Origin of the sequence: Thioalkalivibrio halophilus (assembly GCF_001995255.1) — a bacterium.
In the GTDB taxonomy this organism is placed as follows: domain Bacteria; phylum Pseudomonadota; class Gammaproteobacteria; order Ectothiorhodospirales; family Ectothiorhodospiraceae; genus Thioalkalivibrio; species Thioalkalivibrio halophilus.
This window is the reverse complement of sequence record NZ_MUZR01000086.1, coordinates 1-2773: the sequence shown is the minus strand read 5'-3', so window position 1 is coordinate 2773 and position 2773 is coordinate 1. Positions and strand designations below refer to the sequence as shown.

Sequence of the window (2773 nt, the reverse complement as noted above, 5' to 3'; positions counted from 1 at the left end):
AAACAGCCGGGACCCGACAGCTAGGGCAAATGGCTCAGTATTTCCGGGAGACTACCAAGGGGCGGATGCGGGCGGCCCGAGTGATACCAGAGCCGTTCTTTGTTCACAGCCATCTGACGACAGCGGTTCAGTTGGCGGACATTGTTGCGTATCTGGTGGCCTGGGGTGTTCGCGTCGGTACCATGACGCGTCCGGCTCGGAGCGAATTGTCGGGGCTGGCGGAAAGGGTTTGTGACTTGCGGTTCAGGACTCTGCGCGAAGACGGTGATCAGCGCTACCCGCTGTGGAGTTTCGCGGTCATCGACGATCTGCGGCCGCGAGAAGAACGCGATTCAATAAGCGGGCAATAAAAAAGGCAATGCCAGCGTCGCCGCCAACAAAGCCTCCACCCATTATCTTGGATGAGTCTGGTGGCGATGACAAGTGTTGGCGGGTCCGAGGTGGGCGATTGGCACGGGCCCGTTGGGCCCTCGCAATGACGGGATGTTGAGTGATGATGGACCGGGTTTTGGTAACGGGTGCGTGGGTGGCGCCGGTGAGTGTGGACGAGGGCCTGCGACGGGCGGTGTCGCCGTTGCGGAGTTAAGAGAGGGTGGTGTGATTCGATTTCTGGATGTGGTGTTGTCGGCGGTGGGGCTGGTGGTGACGCTGCCGGTGATGCTGGTGCTTCTGCTGCTGGGCTGGCGGGATACGGGCTCGCCCCTGTTCCGGCAGGAGCGGGTGGGGCGCCACCGGCGGCCATTTACGCTGGTGAAGTTTCGCACCATGCGGCCGGATACGGCCTCGGTGGCCACGCATCTGGCCGAGGCCTCGGCGGTGACGCGGTTCGGGCACTTCCTGCGCCGGACCAAGCTGGATGAGCTGCCGCAGTTGTGGAACGTGCTCAAGGGCGATATGAGCCTGGTGGGGCCACGGCCGGGTTTGCCCAACCAGACCGAGCTGACGGAGGAGCGCGATCGGCGCGGCGTGTTCGACGCGCGACCGGGTGTCAATGGCCATCGCTTTTGACCCACCTTTGGCCAACAAAATTGACCCAGGGAGCCGGCGTTCAGCCGGCGGTTTTCTCGCGTAATCGGTAGCTGTCTCCTCCCAGTAACTCCATCATGAGTCATTACGAGTTTACGCTGAAATTCGCTATTCCATCCGATTGGGATCGTTCCTGGCTGGAAGCCCGGCTGTTCGAGGGCGGGTGCGATGATGCACTGATGGGAACGGGCCAGGAGGGGCGTCTCGCGCTTTCTTTTTCGCGCGAGGCGGCGTCGGCGTGCGACGCGGTGACGAGTGCAATCCGCGATGTGCGTAACGCGGTCCCCGCAGCTGTGCTCGTCGAAGTGGCGCCGGATCTCGTGGGGGTGTCCGATGTGGCCGACCTGTTCGGCTTTTCCCGGCAGAACATGCGCAAGCTGGTGCAGACCCACCGGGACAGTTTCCCGTTGCCTTTGCACGAGGGCCGGTCGGCGCTCTGGCATCTGGCGGATGTGCTGGAGTGGTTCGCCCGGGAAGGGCGATCGGTGGACCCGGCATTGCGGGAGGTCGCGCGCGAGGCCATGCATGTGAATGTGGCCCGCGAAGCGGCTCGGCTCGACGGGCACTCCGGTGCGCTGTGCCTTGGCCCAGCGCGTCAAACGCCGCTCGTGGGATGAATATTTTCGGGGGCCATTTTGGCGGGGGCTTCGCGGGCGAGCCCGCTCCCACCGGCGGCAGGATTTGGCGTAGGAGGCCAGCCCCCTGGCCGATAACCCACGCCCGACCAACCCTCATCGGCCAGAGGGCTGGCCTCCTACCGGGGTTGGTGTTTGCGCGGTGGTGGTCCGGGCCCGGGGTTCTGTGGGAGCGGGCTCGCCCGCGAATGACGGGCGGAGGGAACCTGACATGAGCCAAACCACCGCAAGCAAACAGCGGGTTTGTCCGGCCTGTGGTGAGGGTCGGCTTGAGCCTCGGGAGTCGACTCAGCAGGTGGAGCATGCCGGTGTGGAAGGGACGATTCCGTTGCGTTACGCCGTGTGCGATGTGTGCGGGTCGGAGGTTGCCGAGGCGGATGAGGCGCGTGCGAACAAGCGGGCGATGATGGCGTTCCGCAAGGATGCGTAAGGCTTGCTGACGGGGAACGAATGCGAGTACGGGGCGGCCCTGGTCTACGGTGCGATCCGCGAAATGGTCACCAACATTACCTCCCGCAGCCTGGCCGGGCCTCTCACGCTGCCCACGCCGAGCTTCGTCGGCGCGCTGGAGCTCCGGAATCAGAAACCATCCGGACAATCTTCCGGCTGACTCATACTTCTCCGGCGAACAGACACATGCGGTCGCCGGGGCGATATTACTGCACCACGGAGCGGTAGGCGTCCTCGATGCCGGCGTTGAGGCCGTGGCCGAAGAGCTTGCGCGGGGTCGTGCCGATTACCTTCTCGCGCCCGAATGCGAGCGGAGAGAACGTGCCCGGTCGGGTTCGTAGGCGGGTAGCTGCTGGTGCCAGTGGTGTATCGTTTCGTCGCTGTGCCCTTCGCGACGACTGGAACCCTGAGGCGCAACGGGGCGACCACGCTGATCCTGCCCCTCCGGTTGTCGGTGCCGTGGCAGCAGAAGACGATGTTCCGTTCCATGGAACCCTCCGGGTTGTGCCATCCGGAGCGATTGTAGTTTAGGGTGCGCGTGCGGACGAGCGGGTGCCTGACGGCGCATGCGCCCGGGAAATGTTCAGAGAGAGGAAAATGACACGGGAAGGCGAGGGAGTGCGGGGGAAACTGTTGTTCGTGGTCAACGACTTCGGCTTCTT

The 2773-nt window shown here is 64.2% G+C and carries 4 protein-coding genes and 1 pseudogene; all 5 read left to right on the top strand.

Annotation, left to right across the window (positions count from 1 at the left end; all coding sequences use genetic code 11):
• Positions 1-350 (top strand): DUF3800 domain-containing protein (locus tag B1A74_RS13830; RefSeq protein WP_143592269.1); only part of this gene is annotated, 350 nt, incomplete at its 5' end.
• Positions 351-597: 247 nt separating this feature from the next.
• A pseudogene (locus B1A74_RS13825) lies at positions 598-996 on the top strand (sugar transferase); the annotation flags it as partial.
• Positions 997-1103: 107 nt separating this feature from the next.
• A complete protein-coding gene (locus B1A74_RS13820) occupies positions 1104-1643 on the top strand; it encodes a helix-turn-helix transcriptional regulator (RefSeq protein WP_077244971.1) in 540 nt (179 codons plus the stop codon).
• A gap of 229 nt (positions 1644-1872) precedes the next feature.
• Positions 1873-2091: a hypothetical protein gene (locus B1A74_RS13815; RefSeq protein ID WP_077244970.1), complete on the top strand. Its 219-nt coding sequence runs from the start codon at positions 1873-1875 to the stop codon at positions 2089-2091.
• A 3-nt stretch (positions 2092-2094) separates the two neighbouring features.
• Complete coding sequence (locus tag B1A74_RS14380; RefSeq protein WP_167769427.1) at positions 2095-2271, top strand: hypothetical protein; 177 nt, start codon at positions 2095-2097, stop codon at positions 2269-2271.
• The last annotated feature ends 502 nt before the right edge of the window (positions 2272-2773 follow it).